General features: G+C 72.7%; 23 protein-coding genes. 14 read left to right on the top strand and 9 right to left on the bottom strand.

What is annotated here, in order from left to right; translation table 11 throughout:
• Genes ACLQ24_RS04660 through ACLQ24_RS04635 form a run of 6 tightly spaced genes read right to left on the bottom strand, consistent with a single transcriptional unit; the run spans position 1 to position 7,819 of the window.
• The gene (locus tag ACLQ24_RS04660) at positions 1-1,176 is read right to left on the bottom strand and encodes a M23 family metallopeptidase (RefSeq protein WP_425889151.1); all 1,176 of its coding nucleotides are present in this window, start codon (positions 1,174-1,176) and stop codon (positions 1-3) included.
• Positions 1,173-1,730, bottom strand: coding sequence for a hypothetical protein (locus ACLQ24_RS04655; protein ID WP_425889150.1), 558 nt, complete (start codon positions 1,728-1,730; stop codon positions 1,173-1,175). The genes ACLQ24_RS04660 and ACLQ24_RS04655 overlap by 4 nt, the downstream gene beginning before the upstream one ends.
• Entirely contained in the window at positions 1,727-3,679 is a 1,953-nt protein-coding gene (locus ACLQ24_RS04650) for an MFS transporter (protein WP_425889149.1), read from the bottom strand. The genes ACLQ24_RS04655 and ACLQ24_RS04650 overlap by 4 nt, the downstream gene beginning before the upstream one ends.
• 1 nt (position 3,680) lies before the next feature.
• On the bottom strand, positions 3,681-7,079 hold the full coding sequence (locus ACLQ24_RS04645) for an ATP-binding protein (RefSeq protein WP_425889148.1): 3,399 nt from the start codon (positions 7,077-7,079) through the stop codon (positions 3,681-3,683).
• A gap of 49 nt (positions 7,080-7,128) precedes the next feature.
• The gene (locus ACLQ24_RS04640; RefSeq protein WP_355238541.1) at positions 7,129-7,491 is read right to left on the bottom strand and encodes a hypothetical protein; all 363 of its coding nucleotides are present in this window, start codon (positions 7,489-7,491) and stop codon (positions 7,129-7,131) included.
• Between the two features lie 13 nt (positions 7,492-7,504).
• Positions 7,505-7,819 (bottom strand): hypothetical protein, encoded by a 315-nt coding sequence (locus tag ACLQ24_RS04635; RefSeq protein WP_030327982.1) that lies wholly within the window; start codon positions 7,817-7,819, stop codon positions 7,505-7,507.
• Between the two features lie 345 nt (positions 7,820-8,164).
• On the opposite strand from ACLQ24_RS04635, the gene folP reads away from it, so the two are divergent.
• From folP to ACLQ24_RS04600, 7 genes are all read left to right on the top strand, one after another.
• A complete protein-coding gene (gene folP, locus ACLQ24_RS04630; RefSeq protein WP_425889147.1) occupies positions 8,165-9,064 on the top strand; it encodes a dihydropteroate synthase in 900 nt (299 codons plus the stop codon).
• On the top strand, positions 9,061-9,426 hold the full coding sequence (folB, locus tag ACLQ24_RS04625; protein WP_425889146.1) for a dihydroneopterin aldolase: 366 nt from the start codon (positions 9,061-9,063) through the stop codon (positions 9,424-9,426). The genes folP and folB overlap by 4 nt, the downstream gene beginning before the upstream one ends.
• Entirely contained in the window at positions 9,423-9,950 is a 528-nt protein-coding gene (folK, locus tag ACLQ24_RS04620) for a 2-amino-4-hydroxy-6-hydroxymethyldihydropteridine diphosphokinase (RefSeq protein WP_425889145.1), read from the top strand. The genes folB and folK overlap by 4 nt, the downstream gene beginning before the upstream one ends.
• A gap of 19 nt (positions 9,951-9,969) precedes the next feature.
• On the top strand, positions 9,970-10,500 hold the full coding sequence (locus ACLQ24_RS04615) for a DUF3180 domain-containing protein (RefSeq protein WP_425889144.1): 531 nt from the start codon (positions 9,970-9,972) through the stop codon (positions 10,498-10,500).
• 119 nt (positions 10,501-10,619) lie between these two features.
• Entirely contained in the window at positions 10,620-11,834 is a 1,215-nt protein-coding gene (locus ACLQ24_RS04610) for an ABC transporter permease (RefSeq protein ID WP_425889143.1), read from the top strand.
• A gap of 52 nt (positions 11,835-11,886) precedes the next feature.
• Positions 11,887-12,195: a hypothetical protein gene (locus tag ACLQ24_RS04605; RefSeq protein WP_425889142.1), complete on the top strand. Its 309-nt coding sequence runs from the start codon at positions 11,887-11,889 to the stop codon at positions 12,193-12,195.
• A gap of 56 nt (positions 12,196-12,251) precedes the next feature.
• Positions 12,252-12,752, top strand: coding sequence for a hypothetical protein (locus tag ACLQ24_RS04600; protein WP_425889141.1), 501 nt, complete (start codon positions 12,252-12,254; stop codon positions 12,750-12,752).
• A 124-nt stretch (positions 12,753-12,876) separates the two neighbouring features.
• On the opposite strand, the gene ACLQ24_RS04595 is transcribed toward ACLQ24_RS04600, so the two are convergent.
• Positions 12,877-13,872 (bottom strand): ABC transporter ATP-binding protein, encoded by a 996-nt coding sequence (locus ACLQ24_RS04595; protein ID WP_425889140.1) that lies wholly within the window; start codon positions 13,870-13,872, stop codon positions 12,877-12,879.
• 2 nt (positions 13,873-13,874) lie between these two features.
• On the opposite strand from ACLQ24_RS04595, the gene ACLQ24_RS04590 reads away from it, so the two are divergent.
• From ACLQ24_RS04590 to ACLQ24_RS04575, 4 genes are all read left to right on the top strand, one after another.
• Positions 13,875-14,561, top strand: a complete 687-nt coding sequence (locus tag ACLQ24_RS04590) for an ABC transporter permease (RefSeq protein ID WP_425889139.1) — start codon at positions 13,875-13,877, stop codon at positions 14,559-14,561.
• Positions 14,558-15,295, top strand: coding sequence for an ABC transporter permease (locus tag ACLQ24_RS04585; protein WP_425889138.1), 738 nt, complete (start codon positions 14,558-14,560; stop codon positions 15,293-15,295). The genes ACLQ24_RS04590 and ACLQ24_RS04585 overlap by 4 nt, the downstream gene beginning before the upstream one ends.
• Positions 15,296-15,516: 221 nt before the next feature.
• On the top strand, positions 15,517-16,521 hold the full coding sequence (locus ACLQ24_RS04580) for a glycine betaine ABC transporter substrate-binding protein (protein WP_425889137.1): 1,005 nt from the start codon (positions 15,517-15,519) through the stop codon (positions 16,519-16,521).
• Between the two features lie 111 nt (positions 16,522-16,632).
• The gene (locus ACLQ24_RS04575) at positions 16,633-18,510 is read left to right on the top strand and encodes a hypothetical protein (RefSeq protein ID WP_425889136.1); all 1,878 of its coding nucleotides are present in this window, start codon (positions 16,633-16,635) and stop codon (positions 18,508-18,510) included.
• An 18-nt stretch (positions 18,511-18,528) separates the two neighbouring features.
• Here the strand turns inward: ACLQ24_RS04575 and ACLQ24_RS04570 are convergent, their stop codons facing one another.
• Both ACLQ24_RS04570 and ACLQ24_RS04565 read right to left on the bottom strand, forming a co-directional pair.
• On the bottom strand, positions 18,529-19,716 hold the full coding sequence (locus tag ACLQ24_RS04570; RefSeq protein WP_355238502.1) for an NADH-quinone oxidoreductase subunit D: 1,188 nt from the start codon (positions 19,714-19,716) through the stop codon (positions 18,529-18,531).
• Positions 19,713-20,900: an SAM-dependent methyltransferase gene (locus ACLQ24_RS04565; RefSeq protein WP_425889135.1), complete on the bottom strand. Its 1,188-nt coding sequence runs from the start codon at positions 20,898-20,900 to the stop codon at positions 19,713-19,715. The genes ACLQ24_RS04570 and ACLQ24_RS04565 overlap by 4 nt, the downstream gene beginning before the upstream one ends.
• Before the next feature lie 157 nt (positions 20,901-21,057).
• Between ACLQ24_RS04565 and ACLQ24_RS04560 the strand changes: the two genes are divergently transcribed.
• The 3 genes from ACLQ24_RS04560 to panD are packed head-to-tail and all read left to right on the top strand — an operon-like array spanning position 21,058 to position 23,349.
• Positions 21,058-22,032 (top strand): Rossmann-like and DUF2520 domain-containing protein, encoded by a 975-nt coding sequence (locus ACLQ24_RS04560; RefSeq protein ID WP_425889134.1) that lies wholly within the window; start codon positions 21,058-21,060, stop codon positions 22,030-22,032.
• Positions 22,029-22,877 carry a pantoate--beta-alanine ligase gene (gene panC / locus ACLQ24_RS04555; protein WP_425889133.1) on the top strand — a complete coding sequence of 283 codons (849 nt, stop codon included), beginning with the start codon at positions 22,029-22,031 and terminating at the stop codon, positions 22,875-22,877. The genes ACLQ24_RS04560 and panC overlap by 4 nt, the downstream gene beginning before the upstream one ends.
• 43 nt (positions 22,878-22,920) lie before the next feature.
• Positions 22,921-23,349 (top strand): aspartate 1-decarboxylase, encoded by a 429-nt coding sequence (gene panD, locus ACLQ24_RS04550; protein WP_425889132.1) that lies wholly within the window; start codon positions 22,921-22,923, stop codon positions 23,347-23,349.
• The last annotated feature ends 23 nt before the right edge of the window (positions 23,350-23,372 follow it).

Genomic DNA, 23,372 nt, shown 5'->3' with positions numbered 1-23,372 from the left:
TCACTCCGCGGCGCGCAGCGGGGCGCCCCGCTCGCGCATGAAGGGGATCGGGTCGGTCGCACCCCGGCTGGACCGGTCGCTGCGCAGGTGCACCTCGAAGTGCAGGTGCGGACCTGACGAATTGCCGCTGCTGCCGACCTGCCCGATCACCTGTCCGGCCGAGACGATCTGGTCCGGCGACACCCGGGGCTGGACCACCATGTGGCAGTACCGCGTGATGTAACCGCCGGCGTGCAGGATGTCGACGAACCAGCCGCACCCGCCCTTGCCCGGATAACCGTCCACGTCGCAGCTCCGGCGTCCTTTGTTGTCCGGGTCGCAGCGGGCGACCAGCACTCGGCCAGCAGCCGCAGCACGGATCTCGGTGCCCTTTGCCGCCCCGATGTCGACGCCGTTGTGGCTGGGCCGATCGGCGGTCCGGAAGCCGGAGCCGACGTCGCCGGAGATCGGCGCCGTCCAGCCGGAGGCGGCGATCTGGCCGCGCTCGGCGGCGTCGCACACCGCCTTGCCGTTGATCTGGACGGTGCGTGCCGCACCACCGGCCAATGCGTCCACGATCTTGCTGGCCAGCTCCTCGTGCTTGGCGTAGGCGTCTGGATAGGCGCTGACCTGGACCTGCTGCGCCACGACCGTCAGCGGCCGGTGCTGCCAGCTGTGTACCTTCACGAGCTTCTCGTAGAACTTCCGGGCTGTGTACGCGGGCGTCATCCGTTCGGCGATCGAGCCCCACCCCGGACGCTGTTGGAACAGGCCCAGCGAGTCGTGGTCGGCGCCGACGCCCTCGTGCGGCAGAGACAGCGACTCGGGCACGTCGCTGTTCGCCAGGTTGCGCAGTGCGGACTCCTGCATCGCGGTGGCCAGAGCGATCACCCAGCCGCGTGAGGGCACTCCCAGGTCCTGACCGACCTTGATGATGATCGCGGCGTTGCGAACCTGCGCGTCGCCGTACTCGGTGAACCGGGGCAGTTCGCCGGTGATGTCGACGGGACGTACTGGTCCACAGCCCCAGCCGGCGAGGGTGTCCCCATTCTCCGCGTCGCCGCCGAGGCCACTGAGAAAGAACGCAGCGGTCCCGCCGGTGCAACAGAGCAGAAGCAGTACGCTGGTGAGCACCGAAGCGATTACGCCGGCTCGGATCGGCCGACGAAGTGCGCGGCCCGCTCGGCCGGCGGTCACTGTCGTTCCCAGTCGACCACGTCGACCAGCCAACTCGTGTCCGCCATCACCAGCTCCAACCGGAGCCGCCCCGTGTCGAGCGGTAGCAGCACCTCGACGAAGGTCTCGGTGCGCGACCGCACCGTCGGTGGGCCGGTCACCTCCTCGGCCGGCACCCCGCCGGGCTCGGCGCCGGCCAACTTCTCGATCAGGGCCGGCGTCGACATCGGCCGCAAACCGGCCTGCCACTGCTCGGCTGTCATGCCGGGCCGGCCGAGCCAGGCCGAGGCGAATCGGTCCGCGATCTGCTCTGGCGTGCGGGCACCGGACGGAGTGACCGGCGACGGTGGGGTCTCGATGGCCGTCAGACCGTCGTCACCGGCCGTTGGGTCGACGGTGGTGATCGGCTGGTTGGGGCGGTTGCTCAACCCGTCCGCCGAGTCGGTCGGGCCGGACGCCAGGCGGGCCGCCCCGATCACCCCGAGGACGAGTACCGCGATCACCGCGGCCACCCCCAGCCGGGATCGCAGCGCCCGGGTGAAGAGGAACTCCAGGGCACGTCGCATCGCTGTCACCGAGCCTCGGAGCGCACCCGCGGTCCGGTGTGGTCCGGCGCACGTTCGGTGGAGCCCGGCCGGTAGACCACGAACGACGGATTCTCCGCCGGCACGTCCGGTTCGGTCCACGTCGCCGCCTGGCGGCGACGAGGCCGCGGCGGCACGGGACGATCTCGGCCGCCGGTCTCCCCGATCGGTGCATCGTCCGCGCGTTCCTGACCATCTGGTCGACCGTCGTCGGTGCGTCGGCTCCCCGCCGGGGTGTGCGTCGGCGTCGGGGCCGGGTCTTCCCGGCGTGCCTCCGGGCGTAGTCGGGTCTGCTCGGCGTCCGGCGACCGGCGGCGTCCGCCCACCGGTTCTATCGTGCCTCCGGGCTCGACGACGTCGAGTCGCGCCGCGACCCGCATGTCACGGAAGAACCGGCGGTGCCAGGAGCCGGCCGAGCTGACCGCCTCGCTGCTGTCCTTACCGCCGAGCTGGGTGATTCGCCGGTACGGCCGCAGCAGCAGCCAACCGACCACTCCGCACAACCACACCAGCACCACCTGGAGCCATCCGGGGAGCGTGGGCGTATTCATGATCAGATCGACCGCGAACAGGTAGATGGCGGCTCCGGTGCCGAAGATGGCGATGTTGAAGATCGCGGCGACGACGGCGTTCGCCAGCCGTCGCAGGCCGGCACTGGCCGGTCGGAGCAGTCCGACCGTGCCCAGGATGGGTGCCGCGATCACCGCCCATCTGAAGATGAGGAAGCCCAGCAGGACCAGGAGTGACGCCGTCAGGTCGAACATGGCGAACAGCACCGAGGCCAGCACGGCGATGAACCCCGCCCCGACCCGGTCCATGTCCCGGACACCCTGGAGGTACTCGTACGCCTCCGGGTCCTCGGTCTGGATCTGCTGGGCCACCCGCGCCCACTGCTGCTGCTTCGCCTTGATCGTCGCCTCCCGGGTAGCCGGGTTGGCGCGCAGCTTCTCAACCTCGTCCCACGACAGCGCCTTGGCGTCGTACAGCGCCGGCCCGTACTTGCGAGCCGTCTCGCTGTCAGCCGAACCGAGGACGCCTCGGACCCAGTTCCGGTAGAGCATGGTCTCGGTGGCGGTGTCGCTCGCGCGAACGGCCGGCGTTCGCAGGTCCTTGCAGCGGTCCGGATCAAGGCATCGCCCTGGTGCGGGTTCCTTCGCTTGCGGGCCCACCGCGTCGTGGACCACACCGAGGCTGGTGACCAGCGCGCCATCCGCGATGTTCGCCGACTTTACCGGCCATGCGGCCAGCGCCGTGACCGCGACCATCACGAGGAGAGCCCAGCCCGCAGTGGTCATCGCGTTGCTCATGTCCGACTGGCGGGACCGCCAGAGCAGGTAGAGCCCTACCACGCACAGCGTGACGATCCCGAAGACGCTGAACACCTTCTCGTAGACAGCCTTGGTCGCCTTCTCGACCAGCGGGTCGGCCCAGCCCCACATCGAGCCAGGGTCCCAGGCGCGCTCTCTGAGCGCGTTCGAGGCACCGATGATCGCCGTGGCCGCCATGAACTCACCGTTCGCCACGGTGGTGGTGAACTTGTAGTCCGGGTGCAGCACACTCGATGCGCAGCCGCCGCCGATGTCGTAGGTGTTGTAGCTGTAACCCGCGTATCCATAGAGGCTGTATCGGCCGGCTATCCCGTTCGTCGCCTCAGCCGGTGGCGCCGCAGCGAACCAGCCGGCGAGGCCCGAGTCGGGCGTGCCAGGGGTCGGCGCGTTGCGACACTTGACCTCGTCCTCGCTGACCTCCTGGAGCTTGCCTACACAGGCCCGGAAATCGGCCTGCCACTCCGCGGTGGTGCAGAGGTCGGCTCGCGCCTGGGTGACCGGCGGGGCGGCTGCGGCCGCTTCCGCGCCGAGCAGCGGCCAGCTGAGGGTGGCCCCGGCCAGTACGCCGAGCGCGAGCAGGAACGACGCGATCCGAACCCGGGCCCCAGCCATGTCACGCCTCCAGATCGGGCAGGGAAATGCTCGGTAGGACTCCGGCCGCCGCGGCGATCGCGGCGGGCGTCGTGTCGAGGTGGTCCAGCAGGCCGTCGACGTACGAGACGTCGATCCGGACCTTCTGCACCCGGCCGTCGACGTCACGCATCACGAACTCCCGGAAGCCGAGGCGGGAGGCCGAGTTGCTGTCTGCGGCGGAGAGCGAGGCAAGGGTGGCCTCGTACCCGTCGTTGACCGGCACCCGCAGCAGGCGTAGCGCCTCGGAGGCGATCTCGGCGTCTTCGGCGATCCGGCCGACGAAGACGGTGGAGACCAGGTTCTGCACGTCGAGGCCGAGGATGTCGCGGGGGTTCTGCGAGGCGACCAGCGCGGCGAGGTTCCACTTCCGGGAGTCCCGGGCGAGCCGGACCAGGAACGACCGCCCGGACCGCCAGCCCTCCATGAAGTGCGCCTCGTCGAGGCCGACGAGCTTGCGGGACGACATCGACCCGCCGTAGCAGCGGCGGACGGCGAGCCGGTGCGCGGTGTGCAGCATCGGCAGGGCGAGGGCCTCCTCGGCCGACCAGTACTCGCGTTCGATCTTGAGGTCGGGCAGCCGGAGCCCCGCCATGGTGATCACGGTGAGCGCCGCGTCGGCGCCGAGCAGCCCCTCGGGTGGCCGACCGAAGAACAGCATGGCCAGCGGCATCTCGGCGGTGTCCAGGAGAAGGTTCGCCAACTCTTTGCCGGCGTCGTCGTCGAGCCGCCCGAGGCAGCTCACCACGTCGTCCAGGGTGGACGTCTCCTCGGCGGGGACCTGCCGAACGGCGTGCCGGAACAGGGTGGCGGTCGACGCCTCCCGGGCCACCTGCGGCGGCACGAGCATCATGCAGATGTCCTGGACCAGCATCCGCCGCTCGGCTCGCGCGTTGGAGACCGCGATCTCGAACTCGCGGTCGCCGGCGGCGCCGGTGGCGAACTCGCTGCGCAGGGGCGTGGGGATGAGCGAGTAGGGCGCCAGGGTGCCGTGCTCGGACCCGGTCAGGTTCAACACCCGGGAGTACGGCCGCAGTTCGGGCATGGCGCAGAGCCGGGCCAGCGGCCCGGACGGGTCGAGGAGGGTCACCTGCACACCCCGCCGTGCGGCGAGGTAGCCCAGCGCGCCGAGCAGGGTCGACTTGCCACCACCCGGCTCGGCCACGAACACCGCGAGCCCGGAGCGTTCGCGTACCTCCATGGGGAAGTGCAGGTCGAGGAAGACCGGGCGGCGGCAGGTGCCGGCGGTACGTCCGATCAGGTCGCCTCGTCGGTCACCGACGGTGGACGCGGCCTGGGGGAGCGCGGCGGCGAGTAGCGGTACCGGCATCCGGCGGACGTAGCCGGTGTTGGCGATGGGCTCGCCGGGGATGAACTCGCGGGCCAGCCAGTCCTGGTTCTTCGGGTGCTGCAGGGAGATGCGCAGCTCCCGGGAGTAGAGCTGGATGAGCCGGCGGGCCCGCTCCAGGCACTCCTCCCTGGTCCGGCCGCCGACCGCGATGCGGTGCCAGCCGTGGGCGCGGGCCGAGTCGACGGGCAGTCCGGTGGTCATCTCGTCGCCGATCACCAGCGCTCGCTTGGCGAGGCGTTCGAGCTCCGGGGGTGCGTCGATGCCGTGCTCGGCGTAGTCGAGCTGCTGGGAGCGGATCATCCGCAGTCGATGTTCGAGATTGCGGAACGAGTCGCCGGAACCGAGGATGTCGACCCGGGTGGAGATCTCCATTGGCCAGGGCAGTCGCTCGTGGAAGTGCAGCCATGGTTCGTGCCGCTCCGGAATCTCCAGCGGCTCCATCCGGCCGACGGCGAGCACGGCCACGTGCCGTTCCTCGCCGGTCATCCGGTTGACCAGCTTGACCGTCGAGCCGTACGGGGTGCGGTAGCGCTCGACCTGTTCGGTCAGGGCGAGCAGGTCACCGCGTTCCCATTGCCCGTCGGTCACCGGCGAGAGTCGGCCCGGGGGTGCCATGCACAGCGCCACCGAGCGGTAGAGCAGCCACTCCAGCTCCTGGGCAGTCACCCGTCGGCCGCGCATGCCGAACGCGCCGAGCACCTCGTCGAACTGCTCCACGGTGCGACCCAGCTTGCGACGCTCGCCCTCGGCGGTGCCCCGGCCGAAGGTGCGGAGCAACCGTTCGGTCATGGAGTCGCCGAGGGAACGTCGGGCGAAGGTGACGCCCAGGTAGGTCTGCCCCTCGGCGTGATTGACGGCCATCAGGTGGCGCTGGGCCGCGACCAGGTGGTCCGCCCAGCCGGTGGTGCCGGGGACGTCGGGCAGCGGCGCGGAGGTGTGCGCGTCGATGGTGCGCGCCCACTCGTCGGCGGGGAACGGCCGGGTGGTCCGGCGCAGGTGCAGTCGGAAGCCGGCGAGGCCCGCGTACTGCTCGGAGATCGCCGACAGCAGCGCCTCGCGTTCGGCGTCCGGGCGGAAGGCCCAGCGCACCTCGGGTAGCCAGTACCAGGCGGTGACCGTGTTCGGGGTGAAGGTCAGGTGACCGGCGATCTCGGTGATGGCCAGCTCGACCGACGGGTCCCGGTCACCGAACTTGATCTTCGGGGCACGGACCCGGACCGGCTTGATCGGCCGGTCCTGCTGGTTCGCGGCCCGTTGGCGAGGTGGGGCGACTTCCTTCCCGCCCCCCTTGAATCGCTCCGACCCGTTGCGGCGCGGCGCGCGCTCCAGCGCCGGCCGGTCGCTCGGGGCGGCGGCGGGCCGTTCCGCCGGTGCGGTCGGCCAATCTGTCGGTGCGGTAGGACGCTGCGCCGATGCCGTCGGTGGGACGACGGGTGCGCTGCGGGACGTCCGGGGTGCAGAGCCGTTGGCCGTCGACGCTGACGCGCCTGCGGCGGTCGGCTCGGGGTCGTCCGAGGGGTGCAGCATCGGGCGTCGGTCGCCTGCCTGATGCGGCACCCGGGATTCGCTGGCCGGGTAGGCGTCCGCCCGTCGTGGCTCGACTGCCTGTCGGTCGCTGGCGGATTGGTCGTCGGGCGTCCACGGTGGCTCCAACTCGGGAGCCGGCCGGGCCGGTGTCGGGGCGCCCGCAGGCGGCTGCTGCGGGATCGCCGGCTGGTGCCGGCTGGCGGGAGCCGCCGTCACGGCCCGGGGGCCACCGGGCCGCGCACCACCGAACAGGTCCAGAAAGGGCGAGTCGATGTCGGCGTTCTCGCCGGCCGAGACCGCGTTGGGCTCGGCGGGAGGCGTCCGGCGGGTGACCGGTCGGGGTGCCTGGAAGACGCCGACGGCGCCGTGGCCGGGCGAGGTCACCAGCGCGGGGTCGAGCGCGACCTCATTCTCGGAGTCGGGGTAGTCAAACGACTGCGCACGGTGACCGGCCGGCACGGCCGGGCGGCCGGCCGGGGAACCCGGCGTGGAAGAGCGACTCATGCGACCGCCTCACCCGCGTGGTGCAAGAGACCGATCGGCGTACGCCCGGTCATGCCAGCTCCTCCCGAATCCTGATCCGGCTGCCGACCAGACGCGGGTCGCGCTGCTCGACCGCCGGCTCCCGGGTACGTCGCCAGTCGGTCAGCGCGGTGCGGATGACCACCCGCGCCGGCCGGTCGGGGTCGACGTGCCGGAAGATGAACGACGTGGTCACGATGGCGAGCGCGATCTCCCAGGCTGGGAAGAGGTCGACCGTCAACGTGAACAGCCAGTGGATGAACATGTAGAGGGGGACGAGCAGCATGAAGAGCCCGTACTGGGCGTAGGGCAGGTGGACCGGAAGGGTGTAGCCGGGCGGCCCGAGGTAGACCAGGCGGGCCCGGTAGATGTCGTCGTCGGTGCGCAGCCGCATTTGGTGACCGCGCCTATTCGAAGATCAGGTCGATCAGGTAATCGCCGACGAAGAAGAGTGTTGCCGCGCCGGCGATGAAGGCCAGCCCGACGATGGCGATCGCGGAGCTCGTCAGGACCTTGGAAATCTCGCCCCGGCTGGCGCGACCGATGAAGATGACGCCGAGGACCGCGAGCAGGATCGGCGCGATCTTGCTGGCGAAGAAGGTGACGACGCTGTTGGTGTCGATCCCCTTCGGGGCCGGCTCGGCGAGCGGAGCCGACGCCAGGGTGGAGAGCGCGTGGGCGACGCCGGACGACGCCGTCTCCATGAGCTCGAAGGCGATCACTGGAACCTCCCCATAGCGCGGCCGGCGGTGCCGCGGCGGTGCAGTAGGCAAGCCTGGCGGGAAATCTGCTGACAGGGCGCAGCGATCTCGACCCTGCGTTCGTTACTCACCACGGAGGGTGGCGAGCTTTGGGCGGTTTTTCCCCGCTTCGGCCCTCCCTCCAAGCTTCGCCATCTCAATGCTGGCCAATTCCAAAGCGTACGGGCCGCCCCGGATTGCGACAAGCCGCGAAGGGGCTGCTCGTTGCTGCCCGGATGACCGATCGTACACCTGTTCTAACTGGCACGTCAGGGGTGGTCGACCCGGGTCGCCGAAGGCCGTCGTCACGACCGGTACCGTCTAGTCGTGACCGATCTGGTACGGGCCCCGGGCCCGGTGGTGATGGGCGTCCTCAACGTCACGCCGGACTCCTTCTCCGACGGCGGACGGTACGCCGACCTCGACGCGGCCGTCGGACACGGCGTCCGTCTGCGTGAGGCCGGTGCGCACCTGGTCGACATCGGCGGCGAGTCGACCCGTCCGGGCGCCGACCGGGTCGATGCGGCGACCGAGGCCGAGCGCGTGCTGCCGGTCATCCGCGAGCTGAGCGCCGCCGGGGTGCCGGTCAGCATCGACACCAGCCGCGCGCGGGTGGCCGAGGCGGCTCTGGGCGCCGGCGCGGCAGTGGTCAACGACGTCTCCGGCGGACTGGCCGACCCCGACATGGCCCGCGTCGTACGGGACGCCGGCTGTCCCTGGGTCCTGATGCACTGGCGTGGACACTCCCGGCAGATGCGCGACCTGGCCAGCTACACCGACGTGGTGACCGACGTACGCGAGGAGCTCGGGCAACGGGTCGACGCGGCGCTGGCCGCCGGGGTGGCCGCGGACCGCATCGTCATCGACCCCGGCCTCGGTTTCGCCAAGACGGCCGCCCACAACTGGGAACTCAGCGCTCGCCTACCGGACCTGCTGGACCTCGGATACCCGCTGCTCTTCGGGGCCAGCCGCAAGTCCTACCTCGGCCGCCTGCTCGCCGCCGCGGACGGCACACCGCGACCCACCGCCGAGCGGGAGGCCGCCACCGTGGCCACGAGCGTGCTGGCCGTCGCCGCGGGCGCCTGGGGCGTACGCGTACACGACGTGCGGGCCACCGTGGACGCGCTCGCCGTCTGGGTCGCCACCGGCAGCCCACGGCTCGCGCCCGCGCACTCCAAGGACGCGCACTCCAAGGAGTGGACCGACCGGCGAGAGGGAGACCGATGAGCGACCGCATCCAGCTGACCGGCCTGCGGGCGCGCGGCCGGCACGGGGTGTACGACTTCGAGCGGGCGCAGGGGCAGGACTTCGTGGTCGACGCCGTCCTGGAGTTGGACCTCGGCCCGGCCGCCGCCAGCGACGACGTCACCGCCACGGTCCACTACGGCGAGCTGGCCGAACGGCTGGTGGCGGTGGTGACGGGCGAGCCGGTCAACTTGATCGAGACCCTGGCCGACCGGCTGCTCGCGGTCTGCCTGGCCGACGAGCGGGTCGTCAGGGCGACGGTCACCGTGCACAAGCCGGAGGCCCCGGTGCCGCACACGTTCACCGACGTGGCCGTCACGATGACCCGGACGCGTACCCGATGACCCGGGCCGTGCTGTCGCTCGGCAGCAACCTCGGCGACCGCTTGGAGCATCTCCGCACGGCCGTCGCGACGCTCGGCGACGCCGTGCTGGTGGTCTCCGGGGTGTACGAGACTCCACCGTGGGGAGATGCCGACCAGCCCGCGTACCTCAACGCGGTGGTGCTCGCCCAGGACGGGAGCGCGACTCCGCGCGACTGGCTGGAGCGGGCCCGCGACGCGGAGCGCGCGGCCGGTCGGGTCCGTGACCCGCAGCGGCGGTTCGGGCCGCGCACCCTCGACGTGGACGTGATCGCGGTCTGGGGCGACGACGACGAGCCGGTGCTCAGCGACGAGGAGGAGCTGACCCTGCCGCATCCGCGGGCGCACCTGCGCGCGTTCGTGCTGCGACCGTGGATCGACATCCAACCGTACGGGCGGTTGCCCGGGCACGGTTGGCTGACCGACCTGCTCACCACCGGTCCGGCTGCCGACGACGCGCTGGAACTGCGTCCCCGGCCGGAACTGGCGTTAGAGTCGACGGCATGACCCAGTGGAGCCGGCCGGCATGACCCAGGCGAAGTCCCCACCGCCGGGCCCGGACGGGCCGCGGATGGGTGCCACCCGGATCTCGACGCTGGTCGTGGCCGCTCTGGGTGCGGCGGCGGTGGCCTGGCTGCTGATCAGCACGTTCTACTACAGCGGCATTCCCCATCTGCCGTGGTTGCCGGTGGTGACGCTGGCCGCGCTCGCGGTGCTGGAGGCGTACGCGGCCGTCAACACGCGCGGCCGCATCGGCCGTAAGCCCGGTCGGGATCCGGTCAACCCGTTGCTGGTTGCCCGGTTCGTGGTGCTGGCCAAGGCGTCCGCGCTGGCAGGGTCCATCTTCGCCGGTTTCTACGCCGGGCTCAGCGGGTGGCTCTTCGTGGAGACCACCCGTGCCGCCACCGAGGACCGCCCGGCCGCCGGGGCCGGGTTGCTGGCGTCGTTGGTGCTGGTGGGTGCCGCGCTCTGGCTGGAGCGTTCCTGCCGGGTGCCGGAGCGCCCGGACGACGAGCACGAGCAGGACCAGCGGGAGAGCCGCCCGGGCCAGCGCTGAGCAGGGGGTTACATCCGGCTCCGGGCGCGGGTACGGTGCCTCCGATCGGAGAGCAACGGCCGCCCCCGATCTGTGCGTGTGCCGGCACGGGAGCGGCCGGCCACTGGGGAGGCGGTGCCATGGGGTACGAGGACACGGGCCGGGACCGGTCGGTCGACCCTTCGTCTGGGGTTCCTGCCGCCGTCCTGGAGAACGTCTTCGACGATCCCACCCACGGTGAGCCCGGCCGGGACCGGGTCGGCGTACACGTGATCTGGGAACTCCTGCTGCTGGCCGGTCTGGCGGCTCTGGGTTGGCTGCTCTGGCGGGCCGATCCGGACGCGCTGCGGGGGGCCGACCTGCGCACGTTGCTGGTCGACGCCGTCGGCCTCGGCCTGCTCGCCCTCGCCGCCGGGCTGAGCCTGCGCACCGCCGCCCCCCACCTGGCCGTCGGGCCGGTGGCGGTCGCCGCCGCGCTGCACTACGCGGAGCAGGGCGACCGGGGGCTGGCCGCGTCCGTGGGGTCGGCCGTCGTGGTGGCCGCGCTGGGTGGTCTCGTGCTGGCACTGGCCGTGGTGGCGCTGCAGGTACCCGCCTGGGCGGCGAGCCTGGCCGCCGCCGCCGGGGTGGTGGTGTACATCGAGCGCCGGTCGGCGCCGGTGCTGGTGCAGGGTGACTACGACCCGGGGCGTACCGCCGGCTTTCTCTTCGCCGGGTTCGCCGCCGTCGCGGTGCTCGGCGGTCTGTTCGGCGCGATCCGGGCGATCCGCCGGCTGGTGGGGCGGTACCGGCCGGTCGCCGATCCGGCCCGTCGCCGGGGCACGCTGGCCGCCGTGATCACCGCGCTGGCGTTGGTCGGCTCCACCGTGCTGGCGGCGCTCGGCGGGGTCCTGCTCGCCGCCAACGGTCCCGGCGTTGTCACACCCACCTCCGGACTGGACTGGACCGTGCTGGCCGTCGGTGTGTCCCTGCTCGGGGGCACCAGCGCGTACGGCCGGCGGGGTGGGGTGTTCGGCACCGTGCTGGCGGTCGGCCTGGTCACCGTCTTCGAGGCGTACGCGCCGGAGCGCGACTGGTCGGTGAGCCGCTGGGCGGTGGGCGGGGTGGCGCTCGGCGTCGGGCTGCTGGTGACCCGGCTGGTCGAGACGCTCGGGCGCCCCCGGCCGGGTGGCGTGGAGAAGCCCGAGCCGGTCCGCGACGGCACGATCAGCTCGGGGTGGAGCGTGCCCCGGCCCCAGCCGACCGACAACTGGCCTCCGACGCTGCCGACGCCGCCCGCGCCGGAACCGGCCGACCCGTGGCGTGACCCCCGCTGGGAGGACGGCCCGCGGCGCTGGGACGCCGGCGAGCGGTGAGCCGTGTCCCGTCCGTTGAGCCGGCGCTGACCTCGACCGTTAGGCTCGCCGCATGACCGACACACCAGCCGCCACCCCCGGCGGAACCTCGTTCGAGGCACTCGACGCGCTGTCCACGGAGGAGCTGCGGGAGCGGGCGTTCGCCCGGGCTCGGAAGCGCCACGACGTGGGGTTCTACTGGTCGGTGCTCCGGCACCTGCCGAACGCGGACGAGGCCACGGTGCTGGACGGCGCGCCGAACTCCATCGGCCCGACCATCGATGAGGCGAACGCGTTGTGGCGGGAGCTGACCGGGCACGGCTACGAGGAGTCGGCGCCGCTGCTGCGGGCCGCCTTCATCGACTACCTGCTGAAGCACTGAGCCGCCCGGGGCAGCCCAGGTCCGTCCGGTCGGCCGGCACGGGACCTGGGCGGATCATGGGACTCGTTCGTACGGGACCGGTCAGCCGCTACGGGACGGCCGCCGGCACCGGCGCGCTCGCCGTACTGCTGCTGGTCGGCATCTGTGGCAGCCCGGCGTACACCGGTTGGGCCGCCGCGACGCTGACCGACCCGGACTCGGCGGGCGGCTTCTACCTGCGCCTGCTCGCCTGGCCGGCCTGGCGACTGGACGCGGACGGGCAGGCCGGCGGCCTGTTCGCCGCCGACCTGCGGGCCGTCGCGCTGGTGCTCCTCGCGGTGGCGCTGCTCTATCTGCTGCCCGCCGCGCAGGTGGCCCGGGTGCCCGGCTCGGTCAGTCAGTTCTTCTCCGGCTGGGCCGCGTACGTGCTGGCCGGCGGGCTCGCCGCCGTGGTGGCGGCGCTGTTCGGCCCGGACCCGTCGCTGCTGAAGGCCCTGTCCGCTGCGAGCAGTGGCGCCGGCTACGGCTTCCTCACCGGTTGGATCATCGGCACCGCGAGCCTCGGCGGACGCGCCTAGCCATCCAGCCCGAGCAGGGCCCCGCCTAGCGGCCCAGGCCTAGCGGCCCAGGCCTAGCGGCCCAGGCCTAGCGGCCCAGGCCTAGCGGCCCAGGCCTAGCGGCCCAGGCCGCGCAGGGCCCCGCCTAGCGGCCCAGGCCGAGCAGGCGCTGGCGGCTGAGGGCGCCCACCGGGCGGCCGTCGTCGGTCACCAGGAGCCGGTCCTGTCCCGAGGTGAGCAGTGCCGCCAGAGCGTCGTACGCCGTGCCGTCCAATGTCACGCTGGGCAGGTCGGTGGGGGCGTCGGCGGGCACGGGCTCCAGGGACTCCCGGTCGAGCGGGGTGACCGCCAACCGGCGGATGCCCCGGTCGGCGCCGACGAACTCACGGACGAACGCGGTGGCGGGCGCGCCGAGCAGCGCGGCCGGCGTGTCGTACTGCTCGAGATGCCCGCCCTGTGACAGCACCGCGATCCGGTCACCGAGCCGAACGGCCTCGTCGAGGTCGTGGGTGACCAGGACGATCGTCTTGCGGACCTCGGCCTGCAGGCGGAGGAACTCCTCCTGTAGGCGGGCGCGGACGATCGGGTCCACGGCCGAGAACGGCTCGTCCATCAGCAGCACCACCGGGTCGGCGGCGAGCGCACGCGCGACACCGACGCGCTGCCGCTGACCGCCCGACAGCTCGTGCGGATAGCGCCGGCCGAACTGGGCCGGGTCCAGGCCGACCAGGTCGAGCAACTCGTCGACCCGGGCGCGGGTCCGGTCCCGGGACCAGCGGAGCAGGCCCGGGACGGTGGCCACGTTCGCCCGGACCGTCTGGTGTGGGAAGAGGCCGACGTTCTGGATCACGTAGCCGATCCGGCGGCGTAGCCGCACCGGGTCGGTGTCCGTGACGTCGTCGTCGCCGAGCATGACCCGTCCGGCCGTGGGCTCGATCAGGCGGTTGATCATCCGGAGCACTGTCGACTTGCCGCAGCCGGACGGGCCGATCAGCACCACCAGCTCGCCGGCCCGGACGTCCAGGCTCAGGTCCCGTACGGCCTCGGTGCCATTCGGGTAGCGCTTCTGGATGCCCTGCAGGGAGATCGACGCCGCACGAGGGGATCCGGCCGCGCCGGAGGCCTCCGGGGTAACGTCCACATATGTCCTTCCGCCTGAGCTACCGGGCCGACCCGGGTAACCCCTGGTTCTCCTGGCAGTACGTGCGGGACAACTCTGACACGATCCTCGCTGCCATGCGTGAACACGCTTCCCTCACCGGGCGCGCGGTGCTGATCGCGGTGCTGATCGCCCTGCCGTTGTCCGTGCTCGCGTACTGGGTCCGCCCGTTGGCCGGCCCGATCCTCGGTGTCACCGGCGTGTTCTACACCATTCCGTCGCTGGCGTTGTTCGCGTTCATCGCGCCGTACCTGGGCACCGGCGCCACCACCGTACTGGTCGGGCTGGTCCTGTACGCGCTGCTGCTGATCGTCCGCAACGTGGTGGCGGGGCTCAACCAGGTGCCGCCGGAGGTCGGCGAGGCCGCCGAGGGCATGGGCTACGGCCGGTGGCGGCGGCTGTTTCGGATCGACCTTCCGCTCGCCACCCCCGGCATCCTGACCGGGCTGCGGCTGGCCACCGTGTCGACGGTCGCGCTGGTCACCGTCGGGGTGCTGGTGGGCCACGGCGGCCTCGGGCAACTGATCTTCGCGGGCTTCCAGAACAACCTCTACAAGGCCGAGATCATGACCGGGACGGTGCTCTGCGTGGCGCTGGCCGTGCTGCTGGACCTGCTGCTGGTGCTCGTCGGCCGGCTGGTCACCCCCTGGGCCGCCCGGGCCGTCCGGTGAGCGCCGCCGCGAACCCTGCGCAGCAGGGGGTGCTCTGGCTCAACGACCCGCTGAACTGGACCAACCCCGGGGGCATCCTGGACCGCCTCGGTGAGCACCTGACGATCTCCGCCCTGGCGGTGGCGCTCGGCTGCCTGGTGGCCTGGCCGGTCGGGCTCTGGCTCGGGCACGTCGGTCGGGGTGGCGGCCTGGTGGTGCTCGTGTCCAACGCCACCCTCGCCATCCCCACCCTGGCGCTGCTGACCATCCTGCCGTTGACGTTCCTCGGCTTCGGGCGTACGCCGGTGGTGGTGGCGCTCGCCGTCTTCGCCGTACCGCCGCTGCTGGCCAACGCCTACACCGGCGTACGCCAGGTCGACCCGGAGGCGCGCGACGCGGCCCGTGGGATGGGCCTGTCCGGCGGGCAGTTGCTGCGGCGGGTGGAGTTGCCGTTGGCGGTGCCCTACCTGGCCGCCGGATTCCGGACGGCGGCCGTGCAGGTCATCGCCACGGCCGCGCTGGCCTCGTTCGTCAACGGCGGCGGGCTTGGCGAGATCATCCGCACCGGGTTCGGTCTGAGCATCGCCGCCGGTGGTGGGCAGATCGTGGCCGGCGGTGTGCTGGTGGCCGGGCTGGCGCTGCTGGCCGAACTGCTGCTCGGGATCGTCGAACACATGGTCACCCCCCGGCCACTGCGACGGGTCCGGCAGCGCGCGGGCCGTCCGCGACCCGCGGACGCCACCGGCCGGGCCTGACGCGGCGTCGGGCCGTGGCCCGTCCGGGTGAGCGGACGCCGAAGCGGGGACCAGCGGTGGACCGGTCGGTGACGATGCGGTGACGAAGCCCATCCCAGGTTGTCGGTCGGTCGCGGACCATGTTGGGTGGAGAGTCGCGGGCGACCGACATCCAGGATCGTCCGTCGGACACGCGGCCGGCCCGGGACGGGTCGCGCCGGGACACGGAAGGCGGGCGGCGCATGCGCGCACGTACACGTCTCGCGATCGGCGCCATCGGCGTCGTGGCCGGGGCAGCACTTCTCACCGGGTGTGGTGACGCCGGCTCGTCCGGCACCGACGCCCCCCAGACCAGCGCCTCCGGCGCGGGGTGCGCACCGGTCGCCGGCAAGCAGCTCATTGCTCTGACCGACGACAAGAAGCTCCAGAACTCCGACAACGTCATCCCGGCGGTCAACAGCAAGGTGGCCAACCCACAGCTGATCGCCGCGCTCGACAAGGTCTCCGCGGCACTCGACACGCCGAAGCTGGTCCAGCTCAACAAGGCCGTCGACGCCGACCGCAAGACCCCCAAGGTAGCCGCCGAGGAGTTCGCCAGCGCCAACAACCTCACCGCGGGCATCGCCAAGGGCCCCGGTGGCGACATCGTGGTCGGCGCCGGCAACTTCAGCGAGAGCCAGACCCTGGGCGAGCTGTACCGCATCGCGCTCACCGCGGCCGGTTACCAGGTCAAGGTGCAGGAGATCGGCAACCGGGAGCTGTACGAGCCGGCGCTGGAGAAGGGCGAGATCCAGGTCGTCCCGGAGTACGCGTCGACGATGGCGGAGTTCCTCAACACCAAGGCCAACGGCCAGAACCCCCCGCCGGTCTCCTCGCCCGACATCAACAAGACGGTGACCGCGCTGAAGGCCGAGGGCGACAAGGTGGGCATCACCTTCGGCACCCCGGCTGCCGCGCAGGACCAGAACGCCTTCGCGGTGACCCAGGAGTTCGCCGACAAGTACGGCGTGCGGACCCTCTCCGAGCTGGCCGCGAAGTGCTCCGGAAGTGCGACGGTGCTCGGCGGTCCGCCGGAGTGCCAGCAGCGGCCGTTCTGCAAGCCGGGCCTGGAGAAGACCTACGGTCTCTCGGTGGGTTCGTTCTCCTCCCTGGACCAGGGCGGGCCGCTGACCAAGAACGGTCTGCGTGCGGGCAAGATCAGCGTCGGCCTGGTCTTCTCCTCGGACGGTGCCTTCGCCACGAGCTGAGGCTCCCCGCCGGAGTGTCACGGACGCCCCTTCCCCCGTGCGGGGTGGGGGCGTCCGCGCGTCCGGGGACCCCGTTCCCTCCGGTGCGGATCGTCGGTAGGCTGCACTTCCATGCCAGCCCCGGTCACCCCCGACGCCCGGCGTCAATCGCTGCTGCTGACCGTGCTCTTCTGGGGCGGCGTCGCGCTGGCCCCCGTCGCGGCGCTGATCCTCCTGGTGGCTGACGGTAACGGTCCGCTGCGTCTCGCGGCGGTGCTCGCCATCGTGGCGGTGGTGCTGATCGGCCTCTCCATCGCGTTGCGCCCCGACGGTGACGGCGCCTCGGCGCGGGCCGACGAGCTGTTGGACGAGATCGAGGAACTGCGCCGGGAGCTGCGCGCCGAGATCGTGGCCGCCGCGCAGCGTGGCAACCAGGCGTTGGATCAGGCGCAGCGCGCCCAGGAGGGACTCGCCGCGGTCCGTCGCCGCCTCGACGCCACCGGCGCGGCCCTCGCCGGCGGTGCCCCGGCGGCCGAACCGGCGGCTGCCAGCCGTGCCCGCGTGTCGGCCGTCGACCCGGTGGACGAGACCCCGCCCGCCCGCAGCCGGGTCCCGGTTCCCGGCGACGCCCTGGCCGCCCGGGTCCGGGTGCCCTCTGCGGAAGAGGCCGCCGGCCGGGTGCGGGGCCCGGGTCCGGACGAGGCGGCTGGTCGGGTTCGGGTGCCGGCCCCGGACGAGGCCGCCGGTCGGTGGGGTCGCGACGAGCGCGCCGACGAGGAACCGGCGTACCGTCACCGCGCCGCCGCCGACGCGCCCCCCGAGCCAACCGCCGGCGGTGTGTACGGCGGCGAGCGACCCGCGGCCGGGCCCGCCGCCGCTCCCCGCCCCCGCGAGCACGACCGTCCGCGTGAGCACGACCGCCCCCGCGAGCACGACCGTCCGCGTGAGCACGACCGCCCCCGCGAGCACGACCGTTCGGAGCCGGCGCACCGGCCTGTCGGCGTGGTCCGGCACACCGAGACCGTGCACGTCACCACCCGGCACACAGTCGTCGACGGCGGACCGGCCGAGCCGGGCGGACGCTACGGCGGCGGGTACGCCGGCCAGTGGACCCCGCCGGCCCAGGAGTGGACCCGGGGCGGCGGCGCGGAGGGACGTGCCCGGCCAGCCGACCGCTCGTGGGGCGAGCCGCAGAACCCCCGGTCCACGTACGCCGACGACCGTGCCCGCCCAGCAGACGACCGTGCCCGCACCGCCGACGACCGGGAGCGGCCCGCCGACGACCGGTCCTGGGGTCAGCAGCCCGCCGCCCGGGGTGAGTCCGGTTGGAGGAGCGCACGGGACGGCTCGGGCGTCGACCGGAACGGGCCCGACCGCGGCGACGAGGAGCCGGGCTGGAGGGCTCGCCGCGACGAGCCGGAGTGGACCGACCAGCGCGACGTCTACGCCCAGACCGACGAGCCCGCCTGGGGCGGCCGATCGCAGCACGACGACCGTGGCTGGTCGGAGCAGGTTGAGCCCGACCACGCCGGTGCGCCGCAGCCCGGTCCCGACCTGCGCGCGGACGACACCGGCGAGTACTGGTCGCAGCTGCGAACCGGCGACCGGTGGGCGGCTGTCCGGGACGACGAGAACGGCCGTGAGCTGCATGTCGGGGAACGCCGGGCCGAGGTGCACGCCGACGCCACGGGCACCGAGTACCGGATGGCGGACCGCTGGGCGTCCGTCCGCCACGAAGAGGCACGCCACGAAGAGGCACGCCACGAAGAGGCACGCCACGAAGAGGCACGCCACGAGGACCCGCGTCGCCACGAGGAGCGCCGGCCGGCGTTGCCGGTCGGCGGGGTGCCCGTGCCGGACGAGTGGCGTCCGCCGCGCCAGCGCGGCCGCGAGCAGGAACCCGCCCCCGAGCGGGGTGGCCGCCGTCGGGTCGAGGAACGGTACGGCTACCCGCCGCAGGACGACGCGCCCCGCGCCGGCGGCGCCCCGGTCACCGACCGCTGGCGCTGACCGGCGGGCCGACCCCGGTCACTTGTCGATGTCGCCGACCACGAAGAACATCGAGCCGAGGATGGCGATCAGGTCCGGCACGAGGCAGCCGGGCAGCAGGGTGGCCAGCGCCTGCACGTTGGCGTACGACGCGGTGCGCAGCTTCAACCGCCAGGGCGTCTTCTCGCCCCGCGACACCAGGTAGTAACCGTTGATGCCGAGCGGGTTCTCCGTCCAGGCGTACGTGTGCCCCTCCGGCGCCTTGAGCACCTTCGGCAGGCGGGTGTTGATCGGCCCGGTGAGCCGGTCCACCCGGTCGAGGCACTGCTCGGCGAGGTCCAGCGAGACGTACACCTGGTCGAGCAGCACCTCGAAGCGGGCATGGCAGTCCCCGGCGGTCTTGGTCACCACCGGAACGTCCAGCTCGTCGTACGCCAGGTAGGGGTCGTCGCGGCGCAGGTCCAGGTCGAGGCCGGAGGCGCGGGCCACCGGCCCGGACGCGCCAAACGCGGCGGCGTCGGCGGCGGACAGCACGCCCACGCCCACCGTGCGGGCGAGGAAGATCTCGTTACGCCGGATCAGGTGGTCGAGGTCGGGCAGCCGTCGACGGACCTCGCCGATCGCCGCGCGCGCCCGCCCCGTCCAGCCGTACGGGACTTCCTCCTTGAGGCCGCCCACCCGGTTGAACATGTAGTGGATCCGGCCTCCGGAGACCTCCTCCATCACCGCCTGGATGGTCTCCCGTTCCCGGAAGGCGTAGAAGACCGGCGTGATCGCGCCGATCTCCAGCGGGTACGAGCCGAGGAACATCAGGTGGTTGAGCACCCGGTTCAGCTCGGCGAGGGCCATCCGCAGCCAGGTGGCCCGCTCCGGCACCTCCATGCCCATCAGGCGTTCCACCGCGAGCACCACACCCAGCTCGTTCGAGAACGCCGACAGCCAGTCGTGCCGGTTGGCCAGCACGATGATCTGCCGGTAGTCGCGTACCTCGAAGAGCTTCTCCGCGCCCCGGTGCATGTAGCCGACGATCGGTTCGCAGGCGATGACCCGCTCACCGTCGAGGACCAGCTTCAGGCGCAGGACGCCGTGCGTCGAGGGGTGCTGCGGGCCGATGTTGAGCACCATGTCGGTGCCGAGCTGCTGACCGCCGGTGCCGGCGACCAGCCCGGCCCCGGTGCCGACGGTCAGTTCGCGGAGGTCCCCGGCGTCGGTGCTCATGCCCGTCATCGTGCCACGGCCGGCGGTAGCGGGATGCCGACCGGTTGGCGCAGCCACCAGTGCCCCCCGAGCCCGGCCGGGTCGGTCAGCTCGGCCACCGCCGACGCGGCGGCCAGCGCCCGCACGTAGCCGGCCGGGTCGGTGCCGGCCAGGCTGAGCGGCGGTCGCCCACCGTCGGCCCCGAGCGCTCGCAGTGCCTCGGACTGCAAGCTCAGGGAGTACGCGCACCGGGCGACCGCCGCGCCGGCGGAGGCGACCGAGTCCATGGCGACGTGCGCGGTGACATCGCTCGACCCGTCCGGCACCGGAGACACCTGCCGCCCACCCCGGTAACCGGTCAACGTGCCGTCCACCGGTCTGCTGTCGCGCAGGTGTCCGTAGTCGACCGCCACCGCCAACCCTCGCTCGATTTTCCGGACCGCGTCGGCCCATGCTTCGTCCCGTGGTCTGCCGATCTCTGCTCGGTGGGCGCTGTGCGGGGTTTCGGGGCAGCCCGGCCGGCTCCGGGCGGTCAGGCTTGATCCCTCCGCCGGCCGGGCTGCGCCGAAACCCGACCCGCTTGCGCTCGTCGCATCCGACCAGGTCGACCCCAAACCCGGGTTACTGGCCGAGCTGGCCGGGTTCGTGGGACCGGGCCACCAGGTGGTCAGCCAGTCAAGGTCAGCAGCGTCGACCGGCTCACCGAGCGTCTCCACACCGCTCTCGGGTTCGACCAGTACATACCGCCAGCCATCGGTGGTCTTCACCGCCACGTCCAATGGCACGTTGTCCAACCACTCGGTCGCCAGCAGCACACCTGTGATCTCACCGGGGATCTCGGTGGTCCAGCGGATCTCCTTGGGCAGGTTCTCCGGCCGGTCGGCGTACTCGACTGCGGTGAAGCGGACTCGTTCCGCGAGCGACGAGCGGGCGGTGACCGCTGCAGCGTCGTCGGGCGACCGACGGACGGCGACCGCAACTGCCAAGGACGTCAGCAGCTCCCCCCGCCCAGCACCGACGTCGACCACGTCCAGCCGTGGTGGATGGCCGAGAGCGGAGTCCACCTCCACGACAAGGCGCAGCAGCGCGGTGGCGAAGGCGGGGGAGACGTGCACGCTGGTCCGGAAGTGGTCGGCCGGCCCGGCGCTGGCCACGAAGAAGCCGTCCGGCCCGTAGAGGGCCTGGCTCATCGCGTCCCGCCACGGGACCGGCATCAGCTCGTTCGGGATGCAGGAGGCGTCACCGTGCCGACCCTACGGCCACCTGTGCCGGGGGGTGGTGAAGGTTTTCACACATGCTTGTCCCGGTTCGGCGAGCCGGGCGCATACTTGCGATCGACCGGTACCCCTTCTCGAGGACTGGATCGTCGTCATGAGCGCACCGTTGCGCCCGCGCCCGGCCGCCCCACGCGGGCCTGCCGGGTCGTGGGATCGCGCCGACACCGGCGCCCGCGCCACCTCCCGCCCGCTCACCGTCGGCGTCGTCGGCGCAGGCCGCGTCGGGGCCGTCCTGGGAGCGGCGCTCGCCGCCGCCGGGCACCACGTGGTCGCTGTCGCCGGTGACTCCGGGGCCAGCCGCGCCCGTCTCGCTCTGCTGCTGCCCGACGTGCCCCGTCGCCCGGTCACCTCCGTCGCCCGCGCCGCCGCCGACCTGCTGCTGATCGCCGTGCCGGACGACGCGCTGGCCGAGGTGGTCACCGATCTCGCCCAGCGTGGCGCCCTGCGCCCGGGTCAGGTGGTCGCGCACACCTCCGGCGCGCACGGCCTGGCCGTGTTGACGCCGGCCGCCGCGCTCGATGCCCGGCCGCTGGCGCTGCATCCCGCCATGACCTTCACCGGTACGCCGGACGACCTGGCCCGCCTCGACGGCATCTCGTACGGGGTGACGGCCCCGGCCGAGCTGCGCGCGCTGGCCGCCCGGCTCGTCACCGACCTCGGCGGCGTGCCCGAGTGGGTGGCCGAGGCGGACCGCCCGCTGTACCACGCCGCGCTCGCCCACGGCGCGAACCACCTGGTGACCCTGGTGAACGAGGCAACCGACCGGCTGCGGGACGCCGGGGTGGCCCGCCCGGAGAAGGTGCTCGCCCCTCTGCTGCGGGCCGCTCTGGAGAACGCGCTGCGCCTCGGCGACGACGCCCTGACCGGGCCGGTCTCCCGGGGCGACGCGGGCACGGTCGAGCGGCACCTGGCCCGGCTGGCCGCCACCGCGCCGGAGTCGGTCCCCGCCTACCTGGCGCTGGCCCGGCGTACCGCCGATCGGGCGATCGCCGCCGGCCGGCTGCGACCGGTGGACGCGCAGTCGCTGCTCGGCGTGCTCGCCGGGACGGATCGGGAGGTGGCGGCGTGACGCGTGTGGTGCACACCCGTGCCGAGCTGGCCGAGGCCCGGGCCGCGTGGACGGGCACCGTCGGCGTGGTGATGACCATGGGGGCCCTGCACGCCGGGCACGAGACGCTGCTGCGCGCGGCCCGGGCGCAGGCCGGCCACGTGCTGGTGACGATCTTTGTGAATCCGCTGCAGTTCGGGCCGAACGAGGACTTCGACCGCTATCCGCGCACGCTCGACGCGGACCTGGAGGTGTGCCGGCGGGCCGGCGCCGACCTCGTCTTCGCTCCCTCGGTGACCGACATGTATCCGGACGGTCAGCCTCGGGTACGTCTCGACCCGGGTCCGCTGGGCGGGGAGCTGGAGGGCGCGAGCCGCCCAGGCTTCTTCCACGGCGTCCTCACCGTGGTCCTGAAGCTGCTCCAACTCACCCGCCCTGACCTGGCGTTCTTCGGCGAGAAGGACTACCAGCAGCTCACCCTGGTGCGGCGGATGGCCCGGGACCTGGACGTTCCGGTCGAGGTGATCGGCGTACCGACCGTCCGGGAGCCGGACGGGTTGGCGCTGTCCAGTCGCAACCGCTACCTGAGCGAGCCCGAGCGGGCGGCGGCGCTGAGCCTGTCGGCCGCGCTGCGGGCGGGGGCCCGTGCGGCCGACGACGGCCTGGACGCCGGCGAGGTGCTGTCCGCCGCGCACGCCGCGTTCAGCGCCGGTACGCCCGGTGCCCAGCTCGACTACCTGGTACTGACCGATCCCGAACTGGAGCCGGGGCCGGTGTCCGGGACGGCCCGGCTGGTGATCGCCGCCTGGGTGGGCGCCACCCGGCTCATCGACAACGCGGCGATCCACCTCGCCCCCCGCCCCTGACCTCGGTCGTACTCCACCACCACCTTTGCGAAAGGCCAGTCCGATGCTGCGGACCATGCTCAAGTCGAAGATCCACCGTGCCACGGTGACCCAGGCCGACCTGCACTACGTCGGTTCGGTGACGGTGGACGAGGATCTGCTCGACGCCGCCGACCTGCTTCCCGGCGAGCAGGTCGCGATCGTGGACATCACCAACGGCGCCCGGTTGGAGACGTACGTCATCCCGGGTGAGCGGGGCAGCGGCGTGATCGGCATCAACGGTGCCGCCGCGCACCTCGTACACCCCGGTGACCTGGTCATCCTGATCTCGTACGGACAGATGGACGACGCCGAGGCCCGGTCGTACCGGCCACGGGTGGTGCACGTGGACGCCGACAACCGGATGGTCGAGCTGGGCATCGACCCCTCCACGGCGGCGCCGGGCACGGCCGGTGACCCGGTGCCCAATCCGCTCGCGCTGTCCGGAGTCTGATCTCGCGCGACGCGATTCCGGTC

It is taken from the genome of Micromonospora sp. DT4 (assembly GCF_049841675.1).
In the GTDB taxonomy this organism is placed as follows: Bacteria; Actinomycetota; Actinomycetes; order Mycobacteriales; family Micromonosporaceae; genus Micromonospora.
Note: the sequence above shows the minus strand (reverse complement) of the source record. Positions and strands in the feature narration are given on the sequence as shown.

Bases quoted from the DNA above. Each gene is read 5' to 3' on its own strand.
- ACLQ24_RS04650 (WP_425889149.1), bottom strand. From the start codon at position 3,679: ATGGCTGGGGCCCGGGTTCGGATCGCGTCGTTCCTGCTCGCGCTCGGC.
- ACLQ24_RS04645 (WP_425889148.1), bottom strand. From the start codon at position 7,079: ATGAGTCGCTCTTCCACGCCGGGTTCCCCGGCCGGCCGCCCGGCCGTG.
- ACLQ24_RS04640 (WP_355238541.1), bottom strand. From the start codon at position 7,491: ATGCGGCTGCGCACCGACGACGACATCTACCGGGCCCGCCTGGTCTAC.
- folB (WP_425889146.1), top strand. From the start codon at position 9,061: ATGAGCGACCGCATCCAGCTGACCGGCCTGCGGGCGCGCGGCCGGCAC.
- folK (WP_425889145.1), top strand. From the start codon at position 9,423: ATGACCCGGGCCGTGCTGTCGCTCGGCAGCAACCTCGGCGACCGCTTG.
- ACLQ24_RS04615 (WP_425889144.1), top strand. From the start codon at position 9,970: ATGACCCAGGCGAAGTCCCCACCGCCGGGCCCGGACGGGCCGCGGATG.
- ACLQ24_RS04610 (WP_425889143.1), top strand. From the start codon at position 10,620: ATGGGGTACGAGGACACGGGCCGGGACCGGTCGGTCGACCCTTCGTCT.
- ACLQ24_RS04605 (WP_425889142.1), top strand. From the start codon at position 11,887: ATGACCGACACACCAGCCGCCACCCCCGGCGGAACCTCGTTCGAGGCA.
- ACLQ24_RS04600 (WP_425889141.1), top strand. From the start codon at position 12,252: ATGGGACTCGTTCGTACGGGACCGGTCAGCCGCTACGGGACGGCCGCC.
- ACLQ24_RS04590 (WP_425889139.1), top strand. From the start codon at position 13,875: ATGTCCTTCCGCCTGAGCTACCGGGCCGACCCGGGTAACCCCTGGTTC.
- ACLQ24_RS04580 (WP_425889137.1), top strand. From the start codon at position 15,517: ATGCGCGCACGTACACGTCTCGCGATCGGCGCCATCGGCGTCGTGGCC.
- ACLQ24_RS04575 (WP_425889136.1), top strand. From the start codon at position 16,633: ATGCCAGCCCCGGTCACCCCCGACGCCCGGCGTCAATCGCTGCTGCTG.
- ACLQ24_RS04570 (WP_355238502.1), bottom strand. From the start codon at position 19,716: ATGACGGGCATGAGCACCGACGCCGGGGACCTCCGCGAACTGACCGTC.
- ACLQ24_RS04565 (WP_425889135.1), bottom strand. From the start codon at position 20,900: ATGCCGGTCCCGTGGCGGGACGCGATGAGCCAGGCCCTCTACGGGCCG.
- ACLQ24_RS04560 (WP_425889134.1), top strand. From the start codon at position 21,058: ATGAGCGCACCGTTGCGCCCGCGCCCGGCCGCCCCACGCGGGCCTGCC.
- panD (WP_425889132.1), top strand. From the start codon at position 22,921: ATGCTGCGGACCATGCTCAAGTCGAAGATCCACCGTGCCACGGTGACC.